We start from the raw sequence: 23542 nt of genomic DNA, 5'->3' as shown, positions 1-23542 counted from the left end.
GTAATGATCGCCGCCAACAACACCCGGCCATAAACGCCAAAAACAGTCTCGACATAGGCGCTCATCACCTGCATACCGTTCGTTGCGCCCCGCACCGGGCTGTACATCCAGGGTCTGATAACCGTTGACGAACCCTGTATCGAATGCGCGAGTTTGATACGCGGTTGTGGCGGTCGTGAGGTCACCAATCGGATGTAACCAGGCACATATGCCAATAAAAATCAGGCTCGACCATTTACACCACGTCCTAAGACTCTACCTTGAACCGGTGCGGTTAGCCTGCGTTTTGTGGCTGTGAGGCCGCTAAATGCTTCATATGAAAGTTATACCTGTAACACCAGTTAGAAAGATGTGTGACAACTTTCTCAGTTATCAAATTACATAATCGCATAACAAAAAAAAGCAATACGCGCAAAAAGGAAGGGCTTATACAGTTAAATCCACATTAATACAGGGGGGACTGATCGTGAATCATGACAATAAGTTATCGGTGGCCGAGAAGTTAGGATACGGTATGGGGGATGCGGCCTGCGGGATTGTTTATTCATCCGTAACCATGTTTTTGACCTGGTTTTACACTGATATCTATGGACTTTCTGCCGCTGCGGTTGGCGTAATGTTTCTGGTGACGCGTGTGCTTGATGCCATTACCGACCCGCTGACCGGGATTGTGGCCGACCGGGTTAAAACCCGCTGGGGACATTTTCGTCCGTGGCTTATCTGGTTCGCCGTGCCTTACGCGGTGCTGGCGGTGATGACCTTCACCACTCCGGAATTTGGTGCGTCCGGCAAGCTTGTGTATGCCTACATCACCTACACTCTGCTGATGCTGTGTTATACCTTTATCAACATTCCGTATTGCGCCCTCGGCGGGGTGATTACCCGTGACGAGAAAGACCGTCTCTCCGCGCAATCTTATCGTTTTACGATCTCCTCGCTGGCCGGGCTGATGGTCTCGGTTGCAACGCTGTTTCTGGTCGATTATTTGGGCAAAGACGATAAACAATTTGGCTTCCAGGCGACAATGGGCATCATGGGGGCTATCGCCATCGCAATGCTAGCGTTCTGTTTCTTCACTACCAAAGAGCGCGTGGCCCCCATTGTTGAAAATCAGGGAGATGTGAAAGGAGATATTCGCCAGCTGCTGGCAAACGATCAGTGGCGGATTGTCGCCATTATCACCTTCTTTTCCAGTATGGCTGGGGTGATGCGCAGCGCCGCAACGCTCTACTACGCCACTTATCTGATGATGGATGGCGTGTCGTCTGCTGCAGGTACGGCAATGAAATCCGCGTTTGTCTCCACAAGCGTCGTCGGCACCATTATTGGCAGTATCGCAGCAGGGTATCTGGCAAAACGCTACCGGGCCGTGTCGCTGTTTAAAAATATCAACCTGCTGCTGGTCGCTGTTGGTGTGGTGATGTTCTTTATTCCACCAACCTGGCTTGCGGTGGTGTTCCCACTCTATTTCCTGGTCGGCTTCTTCCATCAGATGTACCAGCCCTTTAAGTGGAACATGATGGCCAACGCCGCCGATTACGGTGAATGGAAATTTGGCCGCCGGATAACCGGGCTGTCCTATTCTGGCAACCTGTTTGCCCTCAAAATGGGAATGGCTGTCGCCGGAGCGCTGGTCGGTTTCTCCCTGGGAATCTTCGGTTATCAGTCCGGCGTGGCGGAACAGACGCCGATGGCGACTATGGGCATTATTGGCCTGCTGACACTCGGGCCATCGCTGTCCTACCTGGTTCTGTGGTGGCTGTCGCGCTTCTATAAACTTGATGACCAGACCATGGCCACTATCCAGCGCGACCTGTCGGCCCGACAAACGGCTGCAGCACCTGTTGATAACGCCACGCCAGAAGTGACGTGTGTGTCGCTGAACAAAGCCTGAGGAGGATGACGATGTATCACAACCCGATTATCTGCGCCGATTATTCCGACCCGGACGTCGTTCGCGTTGGTAATGATTTTTTTATGGTCGCCTCCAGCTTTAACCACATGCCGGGCTTGCCGCTGTTGCACTCGACGGATCTGGTGAACTGGACAATCATCAACCATGTTCTGCAAACGCTGCCGCTGCCTGGCTATGAGGAGGTCCAGCCGGGTAAGGGGGCCTGGGCGCCGTCGATTCGCTGGCATGATGAGAAGCTGTGGGTCTTTTTCAGCACCCCAGATGAAGGGATTTTTATGTCCTGGACGCAGGATCCCTGGGGGGAGTGGCAGCCTCCGCATTGCGTCAAAGCGGCCAAAGGCTGGATCGATCCCTGCCCATTCTGGGACGACGATGGCAAGGCCTGGCTGGTGCATGCCTTCGCCCACAGCCGCAGCGGCATCAAGCATAAGTTACAGTTGCTGCCGATGACGCCAGACGGCAAATCGGTCACCGGCGAAGGGCAAATTCTCTATGACGGAACCTGCGATTTACCGACTCTGGAAGGCCCGAAGGTCTATAAGCGCAACGACTGGTATTACATCTTCGCCCCAGCCGGAGGCGTGGAGTCAGGCTGGCAAACCGTGTTGCGCGCCCGGGACATGCAGGGCCCATGGCAGACGCGTAATGTGCTTTTTCAGGGCGATACGCCGGTTAACGGGCCGCATCAAGGGGGCTGGGTAGAGGGCGAGCAGGGGGAATGCTGGTTTGTCCATTTCCAGGATGCCCATATCTATGGCCGCATCGTTCATCTGCAACCGATGTTCTGGGGAGATGATGACTGGCCGCGCATCGGCGAGCAGATCGGGGAGGCGGGTGTCGGACAGCCAGTATCTCAGTGCCCGTCTCCTTCGGGATTGCTCGCTGCTGAGCACGGTGGCCCACAAACCAGCGATGACTTTCACCACGGTGCACCCGGTTTACAGTGGCAATGGCAGGCCAACCCGCAGCCACAGTGGCGTAAAGCGGGCAGTGATGGACTTCATCTCACCTTCCAGCCCGTGCGGCGCGAGGCGCTTTACTGGTCGCCCAATCTGCTGCTGCAAAAATTCCCCGCCAGGACATTCAGCGCACAAACGGCATTGCAGCTTGATACCGCACGGTCGGGAGATGCCGGCGGCCTGATCGTGTATGGCGAGCGCTACGCGGCATTATTGCTTGAACACGGCGATAATGCCTGCCGTTTGCTGTGGGTGTGCGGCTGGATGAGCGACAGCGGTCAGGTACGGGAAGAGACTGAGTGTATAACCCCGCTTGCCGGTTCACAGTGCCAGTTGCGCGTCGAAGTGGGTGCAGGCGGCATTTGCCGTTTTAGCTGGCGGAGCGACGGCGAAGAATGGCAGAGTTGGCCCCGCACCTTTGCCGCCGGAAAAGGCAAATGGGTGGGTGCTAAACTGGGGTTGGCGGCCCTAAACCTGCACGGCCAGGCAAGCGAAGGCAGCTGTCTGTTTTCCTCTTTTACAGTGAACGTCCCGTAATGCGTAATCCCCGCGTTGACGGCGCGGGGTATTGATTAACCCCAGTCTAGCTCCCACGGTGAGCTTGAAAACCGGCTTCTCGCAGCAGGGTAAAGGACAGCATCTGGCACACCGGTGTATCGGTAAACCTCATCCGGCAGTTCTACGGTGTTATCTGCTCCACCATTTCGGCCAGGGTCGGCCGGGATGCTGCTGGCCGGTGCTATGGATGTGGGTCTTTCTACCATGACGCGATGGGTAAACCAGTCGGAGTGATGTTCCACAGTGACCAGAGTAGCCACTCTACAAGCAGGCAGTTCCGGCAGTTACTGTGGCGTTGCCGGATCAGGCAGAGTATCAGCTGACGTGGAAACGGTTGGGACAACAGCCTGATGAAACGCTTCTTCCGGAGTCTGAAAAACGAGTGGGTGCCAGCGACAAGTTATATAAACTTTAGCGAAGCTGCTCATGCGATCACAGACTATATCGTCGGGTATTACAGCTCGCTAAGGGCGCATGACTATAACGGAGGGTTACCCCCAAACGAATCGGAAAGCCGATACAGGAAAAACTCTAAAGCGGTGGTCAGTTTTAGTTGACCACATCATATCGAGCGAAAATTTTAGAAGATGAGATCGCTTTTCTAACCTAAATGGAGCGAGACAAACCTTTTCTTACTGATGTTAATGTTTTTACGAGGAGCCGTCCCTGGCACTCAGTTTCTCGCGAGTTGGACCTTGAAAGTAGATACTACCTATATGGCAACTACGCGGTTGAGCCAGCACAAAACGAATTGTTTCCCAGACTGAGCGTCCATTTAATAAACGTTCCCCCATTCTGGATTGACTATCAACAAACGTATCTAACCCTGTAAGTTCGAAATCCGGTGGATACAACCCGGTCACACGTATATTTTCTTCGGACAACTGGTGTGACAGTTTAGATGTGAATCCGCTAAGCCCGTGTTTGCTGGCAAAAAAAGCGGGATGCGCAATTGAATCCGTAAAATTCGGAATCCCACATGAAGATATTATTGAGACGACATCCGCGCTTTCTGAACGTCTTAACCCAGGCAACAATGCATGAGTCAGTAAAATCGCACCTGTCAGGCCTGAACTGATGGTATTGATAATTTCTGCGTCTGGTTGATCGTCTAACGTTCCTGACAGCCACTGTGCGGCATTGAGGATTAAAATATCGATGGGCTTGTCTGAAGTTAACAACTGTGAAGAAAACTGCGAAAGGGATTCAGGCTGGGTTAAATCACAGATATATCCTTTTGCAATCCCGCCTTCAGCCGCGATGATACTGCAGGTTTTTTGAATATCATCAGCACGCCGCGCGCAAAAATCCACCTCAACGCCTTCTCGCGCCAGCCACACGCACAGCGCCTGACCAAATCCTCCGCCTCCACCCGTAATTACGGCTCTTTTACCTCTTAGCATCTTCATCCATCCTTTTCTTTATGACTATGTGTGGATATAGATATACATGAGGAGGTGGATTGGCATCTTTCAATTAGTGCCATTTTTACATGAGGAATAGGGATAGGGGACTTGCAAAGCCAGCGTCTGGCGCGGAGCGGACTGAGCGTTAGGTTATTATATTCTCTGCAAGGATATGTATGCGCTATACACCAATTTTAATTGTGCTATTTAGTCAGTAAATTTGTTTAGAATACCATTCCTCTTCTGTTTATAAAGACAAGAAGAGGGATGTGCTAATCATTTAAATATCAGTAGCCTGCAGCCCTGTTGGCTTCTTTGATGCGATTGTTTCTTGCGTCTTTATCTTGTTGGTCTTTTGCCTGCATTATTCCACTTGCAGCATCCACCCAATCATTTGCGGTACAACCTGATAATACCATACTCAACATTAATGCAAACGCATACTTCATTTTAACTCCATCATTCATTATTGTATAAATAGCGTCTGTGTAATGCTCAATGTATTTAACGCTAATGCGGTTAATTTAACAAATAATCATATCTCAGGCAAGGTGAGGATTTCGAACCCGTACATGTAATGGGTAATTCATAATGATTAGTTGAAATAATTGAAGGTGCAGGGTAGAAATAGCTCTGCATAAAAAACGACATATCGTATTGCGCGGATTATTAAACAGCGAATTAATTAGCCTCTGTGACAGAGGTTATCTTTACGCGTCAACGCATGGCTGCGCTACTCCCGGCGATTGTCATTCGTCGGGAGCTATCTTTAATTATCGAACCTGTAGTGCTTCGAGTTCAGAACACCGGCAAACCCAGCCCTTGCTTTACTTCTTTTAATGTCTGCTGCGTGACCTCGTGCGCCTCTTCGCTGCCTTTTTTGAGCATCGTCATCAGCATACCTTTATCCTGGATGTAGGTTGCCCGCCGCTCGCGCATCGGGGCGATAAGCTCCTGCAAGCACATCTCCAGCTCGTTTTTGCATGTCCGGTCACCCAGCCCGCCGCGCTGATAATGTGCTTTCATCTCCGCCACTTTTGCTTTATCCGGATGAAAGGCATCGAGGTAAGTAAATACCATATTGCCGTCAATCTGCCCCGGATCGGACACTTTTAGATGATTGGGATCGGTGTACATTGCGCTGACCGCATGATGAATAGCCTCTTCGCTGGCAGACAGGAGTAGTGTGTTGCCGAGCGATTTTGACATTTTGGCATTACCGTCGATCCCTGGAAGACGGCTGGTCTCACTCAGTAGCGCTTTACAATGTGACAAGACAGAGGTCGGTAACAGACTATTCATCTTATGCACGATCTCATTGGTCTGTTCGATCATGGGCAACTGATCGTCGCCGACGGGAACCACCTCGGCTTTGAAGGCGGTAATATCTGCAGCCTGGCTGATGGGATAAACCAGAAAGCCAACCGGTAACGAGCGGGCAAATCCTTTCTGCGCAATTTCGTTTTTGACCGTAGGATTTCGCTCCACGCGAGCCACGGTAACGATGTTCATATAAAGCGCGGTCAGCTCAGCGAGGGCGGGCAGGGCCGACTGCAGACAAATGGTGGTGAGTGACGGGTCGATTCCTGCGGCGAGGTAATCAGCCAGCACTTCGGGAATATTGTTGCGGATCTTTTGTGGTGTGCTGCCGTTATCGGTTAGCCCTTGCAGGTCAGCAACCAATATAAACTGCTGATAATCATGTTGCAGCGTGGCGCGCTGGCGCAGAGAGCCAACATAGTGGCCGAGATGCAGCGGGCCAGTGGGACGATCGCCAGTGAGGATGATAGTTTTATCGTTCATGTAAGACTCCTTAATCAAAAAACCGAAAGGGGTCTTTAAATGCAAATAACCGCCTTTCGGCGGTTATTTAAAATGGGGAAAACACATTCTGACCGCCTTTAAGAAGGCAGCCACCACAGGTTGTGATTAAACGCGGTGATATCGTATTTTGTGTTCATCCAGTCAACATATCACCGCCTGGCGCAGAGGTAAAGCAATGCGCGGCGTACTGACGTATCTTAGCTCGCTTCCAGCATGCCAAAGCTCACGATGCGCGAACGGCCTAACTCTTTCGCGCGATACAGCGCCACGTCTGCGGCGCGCAGAAGATTGTCGCTCTGGGCGTGCTGCGGATAGCTGGCAACGCCAATAGAGACATCAACGTGACCAATCTCTGAAAGTCCAAAGCGCAGCGACAGTTCGCGTACACCATTATAAATATCTGTCGCAAAGCGGTTGGCGGCCTGCTCATCCGTATTGGCCAGCAACACCAGAAACTCTTCACCGCCGTAGCGGAAGGCCATGCCGCTGTCATGGACAACGCGCTGAATAGTGGTGGCGATACTTTTTATCACGCTATCGCCCGCCTCATGGCCAAAGCGGTCGTTAATATTTTTGAAATGATCGATATCGATCATCAGGCAACTGATAGGCTCTTTGTTACGCACTGCCTGGCTCATCTGGGTGCGTAGCGTATCTTCCAGATGATGACGGTTGCGCAGGCCGGTTAGCGGGTCGTAGAGCGCTTTCTCCAGCAGCGCATCACGCAGGCGCTGGTTGGCTAACGCCAGACCGAGTGCTTCCGCCATCAGTTCAAGATACGCGCGAGAGGGAGCGGAATCATTGCTGAGGTTCTGGAATGAGAGCAGGCCGATGGCTTCACCCTGGGCAATCAGTGGCACGCACAGGGTATGCTGCTGGCATGATTCCGGTAGATGGTAGCAGGCGATATCGGGTTCGCCTTGCACCGGTGGATGACTCTGACCGCGGCGCACTGCCCAGCACTCGTCCGGGTGGAAAGCATCCGCTTTGCCCTGCGGTGAAAGCCATTGCGCAACGCAGCGCATTTGCCAGGGCTCTCGATCCAGTATGTAAAGCCGCCCGGCAATACCGGGAGCAACATTCGGCGCAAACAGCTCTGCCACATTAATGACATCGGCAAAATTCTCGCAGCCTTGCAAACGTTGAGTCATACGTGCGAGCAGCTCGCGGATTGCCCAGTCGGCGTCTCGTTCTTTCTCCAGTCGCTGACGTGCCAGACCGTTCTCGCGAAAAATGCGGATCGCCTGTGCCATATCGCCGATTTCATCGATCTGATTAAAGCTGGGTGTCTCAACGGCGTAATCCTGCGATGCCAGACGGTTAACCACATCGCTCAAACGCACCACGGGACGCAGTACGCGGCGTTTTAAAATAAAGCCGAGAACGAACAAAAATAGCAGCGCCGTCAGCCCGACCATCACTTCCGAAGCCGTACGTAGCGTGCGCGATGTCTGAGTGGCATCTTCAATGGTGTTGCGTACGCGGCTGTCGAGTAACTGACGGAAATGATCTATCCGGTCCTGGGCTCGCTCCAGTTCCTGTTCATAGGATTTGCCATACAGCAGGGCGATGGCCTGCGACTCTTCTCCGCGCGCGACGCTGGCAAGCGCCGCAGCTTGCTCATCCTGCAGGGTATCAACAATCTGCAGCCCTTCATGCAATAGCGCCAGCTCTTCATCCGTCGCCCCAATGTCTTTTAGTTTCGACAGCCGCTGTTCAACGGCTTTCAGCGACGCTTCTTTCTGGCGGTAGGCGTTAAGCGCTTCAGGGTCTTTTGCAATAACATATTCGCGTGCCAGACTGGACAGCGACCAGGCATCGAGCTCGACTTCTTCGGTCAGTTGATCGAATTGATAACGCTGCTCCACCACCTGGCGTTCGGTGTTATCGGCGCTGGAGGCCATCAACATGACAACGCCGGAGGCAATGGTCAGACACACCGTCGCGCTGTAGGCCCAGTTGGTGATTGTGGCAATTCGCACTGATTAGTTCCTTCTGCGACGATTAATGAATAAGCATGATTGAAATTATAGGAAACGTATGATTTTGCGTGAAAATAAAAAAGGCGGTCTCAGGACCGCCTTCTGTTATCGTCCTGCCATCATAAATCTGGAGGATTTTTTCCTTCTTCCATAAAGGCTTCGTCGATTCCTTCCACGTTACCTTCATGATCGCGCCCGGAAAACAGGTTCCAGCAGGTAATGAACAGTGCGGCAATCAGGGGGCCAATCACAAAGCCGTTAATGCCGTAGATCTCCATTCCGCCGAGAGTGGAAATCAGAATCAGATAATCCGGCATTTTGGTGTCTTTACCCACCAGCAGCGGGCGCAGGATATTGTCCACCAGCCCGACGATAATCACGAAGAAGCCAACAATAAACAGCCCTTGCCACAGCTGGTGCGTGGCGAAGAGGAATATTGCCGCAGGTACCCAGACGATCGCTGAGCCGACCGCGGGCACGAGGGAGAGAAACGCCATCAGCGCGCCCCACAGAACGCTGCCGTCGATGTCGACAATTGCAAACGCGATGCCGCCAAGAATACCCTGAACCAACGCCAGGACCGCTGTGCCCTTGACCGTTGCCCGCGTCACGCCGACGAATTTGGCAAACAGGTGCTGTTTGGCAAAATCAGAAAGCGGTAATGAGTCCAGAATCTGGCGCACCAGGTACGGCCCGTCCTTCAGTAAGAAAAACAGCAGATACAGCATGATGCCAAAGCTAATAGCAAAGCCGAATGTCCCCTTACCAATCAGGAACGCGCTGCCGGCGAGGTACTGTCCACCCTGCAGTACAACGTCGGACAGTTTTTTCTGGATCTGCGCGACGTTATCCAGATTATGTTCTGCGAGGAATCCTCTGGCCCAGTCAGGAAGATACGAAATAATGGCGGTGACCACTTCCGGGAACTGAGTGTCGTTTTGTTGTAATTTGGCATACACCACGTTCAGCTCAATAGCCAACGAGGAGAAGATCACCATCAGTGGGATAAAAACAATCAGACAGATGATGCCGATGGTGAGCAGTGACGCCAGCCCGTTACGTTCGCCAAGCGCGCTGCGCAGTCTGTTTTTCACCGGGTTAAAGATGGTGGTTAAGATTGCGGCCCACAAAATGGCAGAGAAATAGGGAGACAACACATCGAAGAACGCCCAGGTCACAAGGGCAAGTATGAAAATGAAGAAACCTTTAGTCAGTCCGTTAAATCGCATTAGTGAACCCTGTAATGAGAAGCAGTCCCGACTATAGAACCGTTCAGGGGAATTACCAACTTTCGCTGCGCATATTTACTTAAATTGGTTAACCTGTTTTTCGTAGGGAGCCTGCGACAGATAAATAACGTACGCTATGATTTATTAGTGAAACAGTCATACTTTTCTTCCCGAAAAAGGGCGTCAAAAAAAGAGGGGGCGTTATGAACACTCAACCTGTCATCGGGATTAGTGGATGTTTAACCGGCTCAGCCGTGCGATTTGACGGCGGGCATAAACGGATGGGATTTGTGATGGACGAGCTGGCTCAGTGGGTGACTTTTAAACCTGTCTGCCCGGAGATGTCCATCGGTTTGCCTGTACCACGCCCCGCGTTGCGTTTGGTTCAAACCGCCCAGGGAAATATCCGCATGTGTTTTAGCCATGCGCCTGGTGAGGATGTAACCGATAAAATGTCCGATTTCACCGCTTCATATATCAATGGGCTTGGCGGTCTGTCGGGTTTTATCGTCTGTGCTAAATCACCGAGCTGCGGAATGGAGAGAGTGAGGCTGTATGACGAAAAGGGAAATCGCGGGCGAAAAGAGGGAACCGGTCTGTTTACCGGCACCTTAATGGAAACCTACCCGTGGTTGCCGGTCGAAGAAGATGGCCGCTTGCACGATCCGGTGCTGAGGGAGAACTTTGTCGAGCGAGTGTTTGCGTTACATGAGCTTAATATGCTGCGAGCCTCTGGTCTTACGCGCCACGGTTTACTCAACTTCCACAGTCGCTATAAGCTCCAGCTTTTGGCTCATCACCAGGCGGGTTACCGGGATATTGGCCCTTTCGTGGCCTCGCTCCATCAGTGGGATGATTTGGATGCTTTTTTCGTGGTATATCGCGAAAAGCTAATGGCGATCCTCAAAAAGCCCGCCTCACGGAAAAATCACACCAACGTACTGATGCATATTCAGGGCTACTTCCGCGATCGGTTGAACACCCGCCAGCGCGGAGAGTTGCGTGACGTTATCCTCAACTATAGCGGCGGACTGCTGCCAATATTGGCGCCACTGACTCTGCTCAAGCACTACCTTGCTGAATACCCAGACAGCTATTTGCTTACCCAGAACTATTTTGATCCTTATCCGAAGGATTTAGCCCTACGGTTAATGATTAATTAGCCTGATAGCGAGTAAATCTGGGGCAGAAATATCCGTTGTTCGCGAAGGTTATCCCTGCCGTTTTCTGATGCGTTTAAGCAGGGATAATTTTCACGGTGTGTAATCGATGATAAAAATGCGGCCCTGCACCCACGGGCAAATGTGCCGGCCGCGATTTAACCGTTTCTGATTTCTTCATCGATACAAGGCTGAGGTTTGCCAAACAGATATCCTTGCGCGAAATCGCAGCCCAGAGCCTGAAGTCTTGCCAGTTGCTCCTGCGTTTCAACACCTTCTGCAACAGCCTTCATATTGAGAGATTTCGCCATACCCGTGATCAGTTTGATGATAGTCAGGGCGTCTTCCTGCGTAGATATCGAATGCACAAAGGACTTGTCTATTTTGATTTTATCGAAGGCAAGTCTGCTGAGGCGCGAAAGAGAAGAGTATCCGGTACCAAAATCATCGATGGAGATTTTTACCCCCAGGGCCCGGAGCTTATTAAGCGTATTTATCGGTGTAGCACTCTCGGTAAAGAGAGAGGATTCAGTCACTTCCAGTTCGAGGCGGTCAGGTGGAAGTCCAGTTTCTTTCAGAATGGTTAACACGATTCCTGCAAAGGCCTTGCTGCTTAGCTGGACAGGGGAGACATTGACTGAAATTTTAGCCGGAACCGCCCAACCCGCGGCTTCCCTGCAGGCAATTTCCAGCACCGCTTTCCCCATCTCATTAATCATCCCTGTTTTTTCAGCAACAGGAATAAAGCTATCCGGCGACAGGAGGCCCTTGAGAGGATGGACCCAACGAATTAGCGCCTCATAGCTGTATATTTTCTGACTGAAAGAATCGACAATAGGCTGGTAATACACCACGAACTCTTTGTTGACTATTGCTAATGCCATATCATGCTCAAGCGTTCTGCTTTCCTGCAATTTTTCTAACATTCGTTGCCGGAAGACTTTTATTTTGCCAGAGCCTTCATTTTTGGCTTCATAAAGGGCCAGATCGGCAAATTTATAAAGATAGTCGGAGCGACGCTCATTTTCTGAGATAACAATGCCAACACAGGTGGTTATGTTGATAATTGTGTTGTAAATGGTGTAGGGCTGGCTGATAAACTCACATATTTTCTGGGCTCGCGAAACGGCCCGACTTTCTGTCAGACCACTTGAGAGAAACGCAAACTCATCCCCGCCTAAGCGATACAGCGTATCCGACGTTAGGCTTGTCGAAATCAGACGATCGGATATCTGGCGCAGTAACATATCACCGGCATCATGACCATACGTATCATTGACCTCTTTGAATCGATCTAAATCAAACAACATCACAGTCACAGCATCGTTATTTTTCTCTGCCATTTCGATTGTTTTATTTAAATCGCTCCAGAATAGCTGGCGGTTATTCATCTCGGTGAGCGAGTCATGGTAGACGTCATATTCCAGTTTGGCATTCTGAATTTGTAGCTTTTCCTTCGATTTTTGCAGTTCTTCGGCAAGACTCTTGACCTGAAGGTGCGCTCGCAGAATATTTCTGTTTTGATAAAAAATGAGCACGCCCAGAATCGCACTCAGTATTATTAGCAGTACAGATGTCGTTGAGTAAATATAGTACAGCGTTTGAATTTTTTGGTTGGCGTTATTAATCGAGTTTACATCTTTGTTTAATGCGCCGGATGAAAGACGGCCAAGTTGTGCATCCAGGGTATGCATCTTTTTCAGATACGCCTGGAGTGCTGGACGGTTCATTTTCTCGAGATTATCATCCAGATAACTAAGGGTATTTTCAAGTGTTACCGCTAACTCACGGTGGGCTATATTGCTTTCTATGTAGCGCCCCAAATCACCTTCTTTTATCAAATCACTCTGGCTGAGCATAATGTCGAGACGCATGCGTACATCATCAAGATTCATCGTATCATCGATAGTGTAAAGACCAAGCAACGATTCAAATCGGTAATATTGAGATACCAACTGAGCGGCAGACCAGGAATCGGTGTAGTGAGTCAGTTTCTGTAGCTCTTGTTGCCTTTCATGCACGAGGAAAGAGATATATCCGGTCGATATAAAAAGAAAAAAGATGATGCCAGCCAGTATTCTGTTCATGATGTTCCTCTGAACGCTTACTCAATATCCATACTACTGACCTGCCATGCAGACCTTGAATAATAAATCTGATTATTTAGTTCCGGCATGCTGTCATAGGGGTACACAATGAATAATGGGCCCTTATCACGGATGCGCATATATTTTCCGTTGATTTTTAAAGCAAGGATGGCATTGTATTTTTTGAAATCACTGAGAGGGATAACGGTGGTGTAGTCATTAAGCGCAGTAACCTTTACAACGGAGCCGCTCGCTCCAACATAATCCATGAGTTTTTGTAGTGGAATACCCGTAAAGGTCGTACGTCCATTATACCAGGGGGAGGTGGTCTGAAAACTTACCATGCCCAGCTTCTCAAGGCTGGCGGTATCAAAAACCGCTTTCCCGTCTTCATTTGTATTTTCAATATTACCGGATAACGTTAAAAGAACTTTACCGGTGGGCCTGGAAAGTTCACCCGCCCAAAGCTGGGTGGAGAGCACAACGCTTACCAACATGACTATTAACCGCATTCTAACCTCACCAATCAGCCGGATGTAAAAGAATTATAATTTAGATATCACGCTATTTATATATTCCGCCTGTCTATTATTGGTGATGTGAAGCCATTTGTATTTTAATTCATTTAAATCAATGGGTTGTCATGCTTAATGGTTATGAATATTTATTAAATCAGGCGAAGTCTGTTATTAACGGACGGTGATTTTTGTTGTGTCTGTACAAAAAACACTCACTCTGTGGTTGTTAAAAAATCACACGATCATAAAGGTTTATTTTTTTGTGCAGCGACAGGGAATCGTTGTTTTATCGGCGGGTAACCTTGTTGAATAAATCAAACTTTTGCCTATTCCCGGGATTAGATTACACAGGCGTAGCAGACGTTCAAAAATAGTCAATTATCAGGAATTCAAAATATGCAAAATCACCTACAGGATCGTCAGCAACTTAATGAATTTATCAATGGCTGGATGCACCGCGATTGGGGGAATATGCCGCGCTGGCTTGCTGCCTGAGCCAGGCGGATATACCTTGCTGAGCGCCGCATAACCGGGTTTATTCGCCAGCCTGAGCCGACTGGCGGGCATACAGATACGCGGTCGCTCTGGAGACGCCCAGATGTTGCGCCACAGTGTCCATAGATTTTCGTACGTTCAGCAAACCGTCTTTGCGTAATTGTTGAATCAGTCGTTTACGGTCTTCAGGTTTCAGGGCGCGGGCCGTCGTTGCGCATTTAGCGGCAAAGTCATCGATACGCTGGCGGATGACTTCATTACTGCCGGGATCGATATGTTCCTTAATGGGAGAGTCCGCGGTTTCAGTAAAACGCGCAAGGGCACTCTGCATGCCACGAAACAGCGTCATATCCACGTTCAGACAGAGTGCTGCTACGTATTTGCCTTCATCATCCTTGATGCCGATGGAGGTACTTTTCACCGGGCGGCCATCGGCAAACTGGTTGCTGTAGTTGGCTATAATGCTGGGGAATTCAGGCGATGCGATTCGCGCCAGACCCAGTTCTGTTGCCGGTTGGCCGGGTTCTCGCCCGGACAGGTTATTATGGATGGATAAAATGGCATGTTCAGGATTTTTGAGATCATGAACCACCACTTCGCAAAACGGCGAGAAGGTCTCGCTCAAGCCCCTGGCGATAGTGTCAATTTGGCTGAGAAGTGAGTTGTTATCGGTTTTTGGCATGCCAGTCTCCTGCGGTGATGCCTGTTGCCATGATTGCGGGCAGTTTACAGTGAGCAGGGTTCGCTTTTCCAGACGCGAGTGTTCAGACGGTAATAAGGTATCCGCATGGCAGATACCTTCTTGATTACCCGGCAAGGAATTCACTGTAGCGGCTGATATCCACGTTCCCACCGCTGATGATAATGCCGATTTTCTTGCCGCGAAGTTCAGCTTTGTGCGCTCTGGCGGCGGCAAAACCCAGACAGCCAGTCGGCTCCACGACAATTTTCATTCGCTCAGCGATAAATTTCATCGAGGCGACTAATTCATCGTCTGAGACAGTCAGAATATCGTGCACATTTTGCTGGATAATCGGAAACGTAATATTCCCGAGATGTTGGGTCTGAGCACCGTCAGCAATGGTTTTCGGCGTATCGATATGAACAATCTTTCCGCTGCGAAACGACTGTTGACCATCGTTTCCTGCCTCCGGCTCGACACCATAGATGATGCAGTCAGGTGACAGATGCCTGGCTGCCAGTGCGGAGCCCGAAAGCAGGCCGCCGCCGCCCAGACACACGAAAAGAACGTCTAGCTGACCCACTTCTTCAATCAGCTCTTTTGTGGCGGTGCCCTGGCCCGCAATCACGTGCGGATGGTCGTATGGCGGGATCAGCGTCAATCCTTGTTTCTCTGCCAGCTCCCGTCCGATTTTTTCACGATCTTCGGTATAGCGATCGTAAATCACCACATTTCCACCATAGCCTTTTGTGGCTGCAACTTTAGCCGCCGGGGCATCATGCGGCATGATAATCGTCGCCGGGATCCCCAACAATTTTGCCGACAGGGCAATGGCCTGCGCATGGTTGCCGGACGAAAAGGTGACGACGCCCGTAGCGCGTTGTTCTGGCGTGAACTGGCGTAACGCATTCATGGCTCCGCGAAATTTAAACGCGCCCATTCTCTGGAAGTTTTCGCACTTGAAGAAAACTTCAGCACCAAATTCGTCATTAACCGTTCGGGAGGTCATCACCGGCGTTTTGTTGGCATAGTCGGCGATGCGCTCTGCCGCGGCGGCAACATCGTTATAATCAGGCAGTGTCATTTCAGTCATTGTTGTTCACCTGTATGTCGTTAAACGTCATGCTTGTGGGGCCAGGGCAATAGCTTCAACTTCCAGCGCGAAACCATAATGAAGCTCTGCAACGCCCGCTACCGCGCGGGAGGGCCGGAAATCACCGATCCACTCCCCATAGATTTTGTTAAACGTTGGCCATTGGTTGATATCTGTCACATAGACGCGTACTGACACCAGGTGCTGTCGAGAAACCCCTGCGCCAGCCAGGCAGGCATCAATATTCTGCAGTACCAGCCGCGTCTGCTCTTCAAAAGAGGCCTCGGTTTTTTTTTCGCCATCACTCGTGACCGGCAACTGACCAGAAATGAAGACGAATCCGCCAGCCGTTGTACTGTGTGAGTAATGACCTGCAGGCGGAAAACCTCCTGCAGATGAGTTCAATGTAATGTCCACGGACATAAGAGAATCTCCTGTAGTTAGTGATAATTCATTTTGTATAAAATAATACTGTTTGTATTATTTTATACGCTTTCATACCGCGTTCGGCTAGTGATAGTTTTCAAAGGTGATGATTTTGTGAACTATGGCAAACGTGACCCACGTTATATAGCTATCCTGGCGCGGTGAAAGAGGGGGAACGCTTTTGATGAGGGTAAAGCAGGGGAGTGAAGAAGCGCCCCGGAGCGGGGCGTTAAAGCCAAAAATTAGCCGATATGGCCGTGGTTAATCTTACTTAACGGTTCATTGATATCGAAGATTTTGCACGTCACGTCTTCCACACCCAGGTGCTTCAGGCGAGCCGTGTGTTTTTTGATATAGGCCAGAGCGCTGTTTTCATCCTGAAACAGGTAGATGCCACCCGCTTCGTGGTTTGCTGCGTTCTCGGTCCAGATTTTCCAGATGAAACCCGGCTCCTGGTTGATGGATTCGGCCAGTTCAACAAGCGGATGTGACATCTCAGCGCCAAACGGACCAGGAAAATCAAAGTGTATCTGCACGAGTTTGTTCGCCATAAATCCTCCATGGATTGGTTAATTCGGGTAAGGCTGCTAGCGTAACAGCACTTTACCCGTCAGATAAGTTACTGCTTGTCCACCGATATAAACACGCGTTCCTGTCAGTTGGCAGCGTAAATCGCCGCCGCGTTCAGAGACCTGGCGCGCCAGCATCTGCGGTTTATTCAGTTTTGCAGCCCAGTAAGGAATCAGCATGCTATGCGTCGAACCGGTAACCGGGTCTTCTGCGACTGCTTCACCCGGGCAGAAGAAACGGCTGACGAAATCGTATTCCCCGTCACCCGGCGCGGTGATACATACCATTTTCCCGAGGGGAATCATGGCGTGGATATTCGGGCGCACAGCCTCAACCTGCTGTTGATTCTCCATCACGACCATGTAATCGCGCGCGACGCGCACTTCTTTATATTCGGTGATGCCCAATGTTTCCAGCAGTAAGGCGGGCGGTTCGGCAGGTTCGCTTTGCCAGGCAGGAAAATCAAGCGTCAGCCAATCACCGTTGCGCGTGACCGTCAGTGGACCCACAAAACGGGTGGCAAAATGGATGGTCGCTTCCGGGTAATCCAGATGTTCAAAGATGACATGTGCGGCGGCAAGCGTGGCATGCCCACACAGGTTAATTTCGCCTTGCGTGGTAAACCAACGCAGCTCGAAGCCATTCTCACTAGCGACAAAAAAAGCGGTTTCCGACTGGTTATGCTGCTGCGACATTTTTAATAATATTTCATCCGGCAACCAGTCATCGAGCGGGCATACTGCTGCGGCATTACCGCCAAACGTCGTAGTGGTAAAGGCATCTACCATGTAGAAATCGATTTGTTGCACGGTGTAACCCTCTCATCGCACTCAGGATATCCCACACTCTATCATGCAATGATTGTCATTGGTTAAGCGCCCTGATTCGCTAGTGTGGTAAAAATTCGCTATCATCCGTTTCCACACTTCATCCTGGCCGCTCATGTCTACGATCCTCGATACCTTTATTGCCCCGCCTTGTCATGAGGAGATAGCGATCCTCTATCAGGACGAGCATCTGGTGCTTATCAATAAACCCACCGGCCTGCTTAGTTTGTCGGGGAAAAATCCGCAGAATCTCGATTCGGTACATCACCGGCTGGTACAGATTTACCCCGGCTGTACGCTGGTACATCGGCTTGATTTTGGGACGTCAGGGCTGATGGTGATTGCCCGTAACAAGGCTATCAACGCCGCGCTTTGCCAGCAGTTCAGTCAGCGCGCGGTAAGCAAGGTGTATAGTGCGTTGTTGTGCGGGCATCTGAAAAACGATGAAGGCGTTATAGACGCAGCGATTGCCAAAGACCCGGCGCTGTTTCCACTGATGTCGATTTGCGCCATTAACGGTAAACCCGCGCGCTCGCGCTATCAGGTTATTGAGCGTTTTCATCATCGCCAGCAAGATGGGACGTTACTCGCTTTGACGCGGGTACGGCTGACGCCTGAAACCGGGCGTACCCACCAGTTGCGGATCCACTGTCAGCAGTTGGGGCATCCCATTTTGGGGTGCGATTTATATGGTGGGCGTCTGCTGCCAGGCACCGAACGGACGTCGAGACTGATGCTGCATGCCAGTGAACTGCATTTCAGGCATCCGGTCAGTCAGGAATGGATGACGACCCAAAACGCCAGCCCGTTTTGAGAATATAAAAAAGCCGCCAGATGGCGGCTATTTGGGGATTATCGTGCAGCGCGTTGTAAAATAACCGCTGACGGCTGGCGCTGAAGAAAACGCATCCGCAACATCATCAACACTGCCGCAGAGGTCAGGCCGATAATAAAGCCCATCCAGAATCCTGCCGGTCCCATCCGGTCAACCACCAGATCGGTGAGCGCCAGAATATAACCGCTCGGCAGACCCAGTACCCAGTATGCCGTAAAGGTAATAAAGAAAATGGAACGCGTGTCTTTATAACCACGTAGGATACCGCTGCCAATAACCTGGATAGAGTCCGATATTTGATACACCGCGGCCAGTAACATGAGCTGCGCTGCCAGAGCGACAACTTCCGGGTTATTGTTGTAGAGCAGGGCAATGTGCTCACGGAATGTTACGGTGAAAATCGCCGTCACAACCGCCATGCAGACGCCGACGCCCAGACCTGTTCTGGCTGCGGTTTGCGCATCCAGCGTGGAACCCTGGCCCAGACGATAACCGACTCGAATGGTGACGGCTGCAGCCAGAGACATCGGCAGGACGAACATTAACGAGCTGAAGTTGAGCGCGATCTGGTGTCCGGCCACGTCGACAATCCCCAGCGGGGAAACCAGCAGCGCCACCACAGCAAACAGCGTCACTTCGAAAAATAACGCCAGCGCGATAGGTAAACCCAGCTGTACCAGGCGCTTCATTACGGCGGTGTCCGGTTTCTGGAAACCACGCTCATTACGGATATCACGCATCGAGCGTGCGCGTTTAACGTATGACAGCATGGCGATAAACATCACCCAGTAAACCGCCGCCGTTGCCACGCCGCAGCCCACGCCGCCAAGTTCCGGCATGCCAAAATGCCCATAAATGAAAACATAGTTAACAGGAATGTTCACCAGCAGGCCGAGAAATCCCATCACCATCGCCGGTTTGGTTTTGGCCAGACCTTCACACTGGTTACGGGCTACCTGGAAGAACAAATACCCCGGCGCGCCCCACAGCAGCGCGCGCAGGTAGCCGACGGCTTTATCCGCCAGCGCCGGGTCGATGTTATGCATGGAGCGAATAATGTATCCCGCGTTCCAGAGCACGATCATAATCAGAATAGAGACGCTGCCCGCCAGCCAGAAACCCTGGCGTATTTGATGGGCTATACGATCGCGGCGCCCGGAACCATTGAGTTGCGCAATCACTGGCGTCAAGGCCAGCAGCAGTCCGTGACCAAACAAAATGGCCGGCAGCCAGATAGATGTGCCAATGGCGACGGCCGCCATGTCCGTGGCGCTGTATCCGCCCGCCATGACGGTATCAACGAATCCCATTGCGGTTTGAGCGATTTGCGCAAGAATCACCGGAATTGCCAGAGCTAATAACTGACGCGCTTCACTTACATACTTTTGCACGTGTACACCACTATATTGTTGTTATTTGAGAGACTAAAAAAGCCGCCTTATATGGCAGCAAGGAGAAAAAGCAGGGGAAATTTCAGTCTATTGTAGCGAGGAATACGTAATTCTCCAGTGAAAAAACAGGCAGTAGCGGCGCATTGCTGGCAACCTGAATTTCCACCTGCTATTGTGCTGTGCAGAGATGTCTTAATTCAGTTCAGGAGTTAGAAGTATGTTTACGGGTATTGTGCAGGGCACCGCGAAATTGGTGTCCATTGATGAAAAACCAAATTTTCGTACGCATGTTGTGGAGTTACCTGAATATATGTTGGATGCGCTGGAGACCGGCGCATCGGTTGCCCACAATGGGTGCTGCCTGACGGTAACCGAAATCAACGGTAACCAGATAAGCTTTGATCTGATGAAAGAAACGCTGCGTATCACCAATCTGGGTGACCTGAAGGTTGGGGATTTGGTCAACGTTGAGCGTGCGGCAAAATTCAGTGATGAAATTGGCGGACATTTAATGTCGGGCCATATTATGACGACCGCCGAAGTGTCGAAAATTCTGACCTCGGAGAACAACCGCCAGGTGTGGTTTAAAGTTCAGGACCCGTCGCTGATGAAATACATCTTGTACAAAGGATTTATCGGAATTGATGGCATCAGTCTGACGGTCGGCGAGGTGACACCGACGCGTTTCTGTGTGCATTTGATCCCGGAAACGCTGGAACGTACGACGCTGGGTAAGAAAAAGTTAGGCGCGCGGGTCAATATCGAAATCGATCCTCAAACCCAGGCGGTGGTTGATACCGTTGAGCGCGTACTGGCGGCGCGTGAAAACGCCATCAGTAACGTAACGGGTGAGGCGGGAGCCTAAGTCAGAGTGTAAAACCCCCGTTGGCACGGGGGTAATAACGATTAGCGGGGAACGCGCAGGCCGTGTTCAACGCCGCGGGAAAATACCACCTGCCACAGCTGGATGTCGCGAGCACGAAACGCACCGGCGCAGGCGTTCAGGTAATAGCTGAACATCCGTTTAAAGCGTTCGGTATAGTTATCGGCGATTTCAGGCCAGGATCTCATGAAACGCTCGTGCCAGGCCATCAACGTTGTATCGTAATCCGCGCCAAAATTATGCCAGTCTTCCATCACAAAATGCGGCTCGCTGGCGTTGGCAATCTGGCGAACTGACGGTAAACAGCCGTTCGGGAAGATATATTTATTGATCCACGGATCAACGTTATTGTCGGTCTTTTTAGAGCCGATGCTATGCAGCAAAAAGAGGCCGTCGGGTTTTAAATTACGATCAACCACCTCAAAATAAGTCGCGTAGTTCTTCGGCCCCACATGCTCAAACATGCCGACGGAGACAATGCGATCAAATTTGTCGTTCAGGTCGCGATAATCCTGCAGCAAAATTGTGACATCCAGCCCCGCACAACGCGCCTGCGCCATTTTCTGCTGTTCTGCCGAAACGGTCACGCCCACCACGCTAACGCCATATTGTGACGCCATAAACTGGGATAAGCCGCCCCAGCCGCAGCCAATATCGAGCACCCGCATGCCTGGCTTCAACTGCAGTTTTTCGGCAATCATTTTTAGCTTCGCCTGTTGGGCAGATTCCAGGGTATCGGCATCTTTCCAGTAGGCGCAGGAATACTGCATATAAGGGTCCAGCATGCGGGTAAAGAGATCGTTGCCCAAATCGTAGTGTTCTTTGCCGACGACCCACGCACGTTTTTTGGTCTGTAAATTGAACAGGCGAGCCGTGGCGATACGTAGCGTGTCTTTAAAGTGGCGGGGGAGTTGATTTTCAAGACCGGCGCGCAGGACTTTACAAAAAAACATGTCCAGCCGGTCGCATTCCCACCAGCCATCCATATAACTTTCACCCAACCCTAACGATCCTTCCTGCAATACGCGTTTGAAAAAATCGGGGTTCGTTACGCGAATATCTGCCGGTGCCGGACCATTAATGGTAATACCTGCACGGCTCAATAATTCATTGGTGATGCGGTACCAGTCATCATCCGGTACGCTGACGTCTTCTATACACGATGAACTCATAGCTTCTCCATCACTGGTCGGTGATCAGAACCTTAAAATAGCGTAGACGCTTTTTTGGGCTTTGTGAGAACTCTCACGGAATTAATCCGCGAATCTATAATCCGACGTAGAACAGAGGAAGGGAGGAACCCTTGCCGAAAAGACCATCCATGGGAAAACGGGAACGTTCTTGTCCCCGTTAACACATAACAATTATCGTTTTTTTAACAACCGGAAATCAGTATAGGCCTGAATTTTTGACGATTCAACCAATAAATATTAGCAGGCTAATCAATTATCAAAGGTGATTACTAGTGAGACTCACCGTGGGCAATTTGCGCCCGATCATCTGTGTGCGGGGCGTTAGTCTTCTGCGATTGCATTTTGTAACCCGCGGCCGCCAGCAGCACCGTTGTCAGCATCACGCTGGTGGTGGTGAGCAGCGGGGTGGCGATCAACCAGGAAACCACAAGGCTTGCCAGGAAGCATAAACCCAGTTGCAGTGTGTTCTGCAATGCCGCTGCGCGTCCCGTAGCTTGTGGGAAAGGACGTAACGCCTGAGCCACAACAATTGGGTAGATTGCTCCATTGGCAATCGCCATAACGCAGAATGGGATGAGGATTTCAGCCAGCGCAACATGGTGAATAAAGCCGGTTGCCCAGGTGGCCACTACGCTAAAGGCATACAGAATGAGTAACCAGGGCAGCAACTGACGGCCCTGCCATTTTTGCAGCGCAGCGCGGCAGCCGTAACCACCAATTAAGAAAGCGATGGTTTGCGGAACATAACTCAGGCCAATCACCGCCGGACTGTAGCCCATTTCGCTGAGGATGAACGGGGAACCCGTCAGCCACGCGAAGAAGCTCGCGGAGCAGGCGGCATAAATCAGCACGTTTCCGCGGTAAACTTTTGAGCGCAACAGGGTAGCGAAAGTCAGTTTATCCAGGCTGTCGTCGCGTGCTTTAGCTGTTGGTTTTAAGCGCAGAGCCGGAAGCATCAGGATTAGAGTAATGGCAAACAGGGTGGCGAAAATGGCCTGCCAGGAAAAATGTACCAGGATCCAACTGCCTAATAACGGCGCTAATGCCGGGGATAACCCGACCAATGGCATAATGGTGGCAAAGATGCGGTTTACTTTTTGTGAAGGATAATAATCGGTGACCAGCGCCTGCCAGATAACCGATGCCGCACAAACGCCAACGGCCTGAACAAAGCGCAGTACCAGCAGACCGGTGGCATTTTCAACCCACAGCATGCCCAAACTGCCCAGCGCGAAGATGGATAAACCCAGCAGCAAAACTGGCTTGCGACCATAGTGGTCAGAGAGCGGCCCCCACAGAAGTTGCGCGACGGCAAAACCCGCTAAGAATAAGCTAAGGCTGGCGCTGACGGCAGATGCAGGTGTCTGCAGATCGGACTGAATTGCGGCGAAGGCGGGCAGATACATATCCGTTGCCAGAAAGCCGAGTACGCTAAGACCCGCCAGCCAGACTAAAAATCCTTTCCCAGGTTGCATCATCATTTCTCTTTTTTTAGCAGTAGAACAATGC

At 50.9% G+C, this 23542-nt stretch carries 20 protein-coding genes and 2 pseudogenes; 6 read left to right on the top strand and 16 right to left on the bottom strand.

All coding sequences use genetic code 11. From position 1 onward, the window contains the following. Positions 1-189, bottom strand: a pseudogene (locus OGV52_RS23460) (hypothetical protein); the annotation flags it as partial. Between the two features lie 277 nt (positions 190-466). Here OGV52_RS23460 and OGV52_RS13340 point away from each other — a divergent pair. The 3 genes and pseudogenes from OGV52_RS13340 to OGV52_RS13330 all read left to right on the top strand — a co-directional run. Continuing rightward, positions 467-1894 (top strand): glycoside-pentoside-hexuronide (GPH):cation symporter, encoded by a 1428-nt coding sequence (locus tag OGV52_RS13340; protein WP_047500561.1) that lies wholly within the window; start codon positions 467-469, stop codon positions 1892-1894. Between the two features lie 5 nt (positions 1895-1899). Beyond that, a complete protein-coding gene (locus OGV52_RS13335; protein ID WP_287108626.1) occupies positions 1900-3411 on the top strand; it encodes a glycoside hydrolase family 43 protein in 1512 nt (503 codons plus the stop codon). A 233-nt stretch (positions 3412-3644) separates the two neighbouring features. Continuing rightward, a pseudogene (locus tag OGV52_RS13330) lies at positions 3645-3989 on the top strand (integrase core domain-containing protein); the annotation flags it as partial. Positions 3990-4082: 93 nt separating this feature from the next. On the opposite strand, the gene OGV52_RS13325 reads toward OGV52_RS13330, so the two are convergent. The 5 genes from OGV52_RS13325 to OGV52_RS13305 all read right to left on the bottom strand — a co-directional run bounded on the left by OGV52_RS13325 (position 4083) and on the right by OGV52_RS13305 (position 9873). Continuing rightward, complete coding sequence (locus tag OGV52_RS13325; protein ID WP_287108624.1) at positions 4083-4835, bottom strand: SDR family oxidoreductase; 753 nt, start codon at positions 4833-4835, stop codon at positions 4083-4085. Between the two features lie 290 nt (positions 4836-5125). Then, positions 5126-5287, bottom strand: a complete 162-nt coding sequence (locus tag OGV52_RS13320; RefSeq protein ID WP_181012492.1) for a hypothetical protein — start codon at positions 5285-5287, stop codon at positions 5126-5128. A gap of 349 nt (positions 5288-5636) precedes the next feature. Continuing rightward, complete coding sequence (gene trpS / locus OGV52_RS13315) at positions 5637-6641, bottom strand: tryptophan--tRNA ligase (protein ID WP_200051768.1); 1005 nt, start codon at positions 6639-6641, stop codon at positions 5637-5639. A 218-nt stretch (positions 6642-6859) separates the two neighbouring features. Beyond that, a complete protein-coding gene (locus OGV52_RS13310) occupies positions 6860-8644 on the bottom strand; it encodes a sensor domain-containing diguanylate cyclase (protein WP_047500554.1) in 1785 nt (594 codons plus the stop codon). A 119-nt stretch (positions 8645-8763) separates the two neighbouring features. Continuing rightward, positions 8764-9873, bottom strand: coding sequence for an AI-2E family transporter (locus OGV52_RS13305; protein ID WP_287108623.1), 1110 nt, complete (start codon positions 9871-9873; stop codon positions 8764-8766). Positions 9874-10076: 203 nt separating this feature from the next. On the opposite strand from OGV52_RS13305, the gene OGV52_RS13300 reads away from it, so the two are divergent. After that, complete coding sequence (locus OGV52_RS13300) at positions 10077-11036, top strand: YbgA family protein (RefSeq protein ID WP_016156416.1); 960 nt, start codon at positions 10077-10079, stop codon at positions 11034-11036. A gap of 155 nt (positions 11037-11191) precedes the next feature. Here the strand turns inward: OGV52_RS13300 and OGV52_RS13295 are convergent, their stop codons facing one another. The 7 genes from OGV52_RS13295 to OGV52_RS13265 all read right to left on the bottom strand — a co-directional run bounded on the left by OGV52_RS13295 (position 11192) and on the right by OGV52_RS13265 (position 17713). Next, the gene (locus tag OGV52_RS13295) at positions 11192-13120 is read right to left on the bottom strand and encodes a putative bifunctional diguanylate cyclase/phosphodiesterase (RefSeq protein WP_047358443.1); all 1929 of its coding nucleotides are present in this window, start codon (positions 13118-13120) and stop codon (positions 11192-11194) included. A gap of 17 nt (positions 13121-13137) precedes the next feature. Further along, the gene (locus OGV52_RS13290) at positions 13138-13632 is read right to left on the bottom strand and encodes a putative pterin-binding protein (RefSeq protein ID WP_016152974.1); all 495 of its coding nucleotides are present in this window, start codon (positions 13630-13632) and stop codon (positions 13138-13140) included. A 541-nt stretch (positions 13633-14173) separates the two neighbouring features. Next, positions 14174-14815 carry a helix-turn-helix transcriptional regulator gene (locus OGV52_RS13285; RefSeq protein ID WP_016152975.1) on the bottom strand — a complete coding sequence of 214 codons (642 nt, stop codon included), beginning with the start codon at positions 14813-14815 and terminating at the stop codon, positions 14174-14176. A gap of 124 nt (positions 14816-14939) precedes the next feature. After that, a complete protein-coding gene (locus tag OGV52_RS13280; RefSeq protein ID WP_200051770.1) occupies positions 14940-15908 on the bottom strand; it encodes a threo-3-hydroxy-L-aspartate ammonia-lyase in 969 nt (322 codons plus the stop codon). Positions 15909-15935: 27 nt separating this feature from the next. Then, complete coding sequence (locus OGV52_RS13275; protein WP_019076721.1) at positions 15936-16331, bottom strand: RidA family protein; 396 nt, start codon at positions 16329-16331, stop codon at positions 15936-15938. 245 nt (positions 16332-16576) lie between these two features. Next, positions 16577-16885 (bottom strand): monooxygenase, encoded by a 309-nt coding sequence (locus OGV52_RS13270; protein WP_287108621.1) that lies wholly within the window; start codon positions 16883-16885, stop codon positions 16577-16579. Between the two features lie 36 nt (positions 16886-16921). Next, positions 16922-17713, bottom strand: coding sequence for a PhzF family phenazine biosynthesis protein (locus OGV52_RS13265; protein ID WP_200051771.1), 792 nt, complete (start codon positions 17711-17713; stop codon positions 16922-16924). 133 nt (positions 17714-17846) lie between these two features. Between OGV52_RS13265 and OGV52_RS13260 the strand changes: the two genes are divergently transcribed. Next, complete coding sequence (locus tag OGV52_RS13260) at positions 17847-18545, top strand: RluA family pseudouridine synthase (protein WP_200051772.1); 699 nt, start codon at positions 17847-17849, stop codon at positions 18543-18545. Between the two features lie 38 nt (positions 18546-18583). On the opposite strand, the gene mdtK is transcribed toward OGV52_RS13260, so the two are convergent. Beyond that, complete coding sequence (gene mdtK, locus OGV52_RS13255) at positions 18584-19957, bottom strand: multidrug efflux MATE transporter MdtK (protein WP_016152981.1); 1374 nt, start codon at positions 19955-19957, stop codon at positions 18584-18586. Between the two features lie 217 nt (positions 19958-20174). Here mdtK and OGV52_RS13250 point away from each other — a divergent pair, with 217 nt between their 5' ends. Next, complete coding sequence (locus tag OGV52_RS13250) at positions 20175-20822, top strand: riboflavin synthase (protein WP_047417658.1); 648 nt, start codon at positions 20175-20177, stop codon at positions 20820-20822. Between the two features lie 41 nt (positions 20823-20863). On the opposite strand, the gene cfa is transcribed toward OGV52_RS13250, so the two are convergent. Continuing rightward, a complete protein-coding gene (cfa, locus tag OGV52_RS13245; protein ID WP_016152983.1) occupies positions 20864-22012 on the bottom strand; it encodes a cyclopropane fatty acyl phospholipid synthase in 1149 nt (382 codons plus the stop codon). Between the two features lie 290 nt (positions 22013-22302). After that, entirely contained in the window at positions 22303-23508 is a 1206-nt protein-coding gene (gene punC, locus OGV52_RS13240) for a purine nucleoside transporter PunC (RefSeq protein WP_287108737.1), read from the bottom strand. Positions 23509-23542: the final 34 nt, after the last annotated feature.

The organism is Citrobacter sp. Cb041 (assembly GCF_030336655.1).
In the GTDB taxonomy this organism is placed as follows: Bacteria; Pseudomonadota; Gammaproteobacteria; order Enterobacterales; family Enterobacteriaceae; genus Citrobacter; species Citrobacter braakii.
This window is presented reverse-complemented; position numbering and strand designations above follow the sequence as displayed.

Excerpts from the sequence above, each read along its gene's own strand:
- OGV52_RS13290 (WP_016152974.1), bottom strand. The coding sequence starts at position 13,632 with ATGCGGTTAATAGTCATGTTGGTAAGCGTTGTGCTCTCCACCCAGCTT.
- OGV52_RS13325 (WP_287108624.1), bottom strand. The coding sequence starts at position 4,835 with ATGCTAAGAGGTAAAAGAGCCGTAATTACGGGTGGAGGCGGAGGATTT.
- OGV52_RS13295 (WP_047358443.1), bottom strand. The coding sequence starts at position 13,120 with ATGAACAGAATACTGGCTGGCATCATCTTTTTTCTTTTTATATCGACC.
- OGV52_RS13250 (WP_047417658.1), top strand. The coding sequence starts at position 20,175 with ATGTTTACGGGTATTGTGCAGGGCACCGCGAAATTGGTGTCCATTGAT.
- OGV52_RS13280 (WP_200051770.1), bottom strand. The coding sequence starts at position 15,908 with ATGACTGAAATGACACTGCCTGATTATAACGATGTTGCCGCCGCGGCA.
- OGV52_RS13285 (WP_016152975.1), bottom strand. The coding sequence starts at position 14,815 with ATGCCAAAAACCGATAACAACTCACTTCTCAGCCAAATTGACACTATC.
- OGV52_RS13335 (WP_287108626.1), top strand. The coding sequence starts at position 1,900 with ATGACGATGTATCACAACCCGATTATCTGCGCCGATTATTCCGACCCG.
- OGV52_RS13260 (WP_200051772.1), top strand. The coding sequence starts at position 17,847 with ATGTCTACGATCCTCGATACCTTTATTGCCCCGCCTTGTCATGAGGAG.
- OGV52_RS13270 (WP_287108621.1), bottom strand. The coding sequence starts at position 16,885 with ATGGCGAACAAACTCGTGCAGATACACTTTGATTTTCCTGGTCCGTTT.
- OGV52_RS13305 (WP_287108623.1), bottom strand. The coding sequence starts at position 9,873 with ATGCGATTTAACGGACTGACTAAAGGTTTCTTCATTTTCATACTTGCC.
- cfa (WP_016152983.1), bottom strand. The coding sequence starts at position 22,012 with ATGAGTTCATCGTGTATAGAAGACGTCAGCGTACCGGATGATGACTGG.
- OGV52_RS13275 (WP_019076721.1), bottom strand. The coding sequence starts at position 16,331 with ATGTCCGTGGACATTACATTGAACTCATCTGCAGGAGGTTTTCCGCCT.
- trpS (WP_200051768.1), bottom strand. The coding sequence starts at position 6,641 with ATGAACGATAAAACTATCATCCTCACTGGCGATCGTCCCACTGGCCCG.
- punC (WP_287108737.1), bottom strand. The coding sequence starts at position 23,508 with ATGCAACCTGGGAAAGGATTTTTAGTCTGGCTGGCGGGTCTTAGCGTA.
- OGV52_RS13300 (WP_016156416.1), top strand. The coding sequence starts at position 10,077 with ATGAACACTCAACCTGTCATCGGGATTAGTGGATGTTTAACCGGCTCA.
- OGV52_RS13320 (WP_181012492.1), bottom strand. The coding sequence starts at position 5,287 with ATGAAGTATGCGTTTGCATTAATGTTGAGTATGGTATTATCAGGTTGT.